This window comes from Pseudomonas sp. 32_A, from assembly GCF_017490905.1.
Classification (GTDB): domain Bacteria; phylum Pseudomonadota; class Gammaproteobacteria; order Pseudomonadales; family Pseudomonadaceae; genus Aquipseudomonas; species Aquipseudomonas inefficax.
Genome location: NZ_JAFGYI010000316.1, coordinates 1 through 457 on the forward strand (window position 1 = coordinate 1; position 457 = coordinate 457).

Below are 457 nucleotides of genomic sequence, written 5' to 3' on the forward strand. Positions count from 1 at the left end.
ACTTACGATCATCGGTGGAACGTTCGCCGATGCAGCGCGCGAGCGGCCGCCCTTTTTCTTCGGCATCGTCAAAGGAGAGATCGATGAAGCGCATCGCGTGGCTCGCCGCCGTGCTCGCATCGCTCGCGTGCGCCGCGGCGCGCGCGGCCGGCGGCAACGTGCCCAACATCTACCATTGGGCCGAGTATTTCGCGCCCGACACGATCGCCGGCTTCGAGAAGGAAACCGGCATCAAGGTGCGGCTCGACGTGTACGACAGCAACGAAGCGCTGCAAACGAAGCTGACGACGGGCAACAGCGGCTACGATCTCGTGTTTCCGTCAAACGATTTTCTCGCACGGCAGATTCAGGCGGGCCTCTACCGGAAACTCGACAAATCGAGGCTGCCGAACCTCACGAACCTCGATCCGGCGATCGTCGCGCGCGCCGCCGAAGTCGATCCCGGCAACCAGTACAG

Annotated in this window: 1 protein-coding gene; it reads left to right on the plus strand. The window is 63.2% G+C overall.

What is annotated here, in order from left to right; all coding sequences use genetic code 11:
- Window positions 1-83: 83 nt before the first annotated feature.
- Window positions 84-457, plus strand: a 374-nt coding sequence (locus J5M58_RS26845; RefSeq protein ID WP_207880415.1) for an extracellular solute-binding protein, incomplete at its 3' end; no start/stop codon positions are given.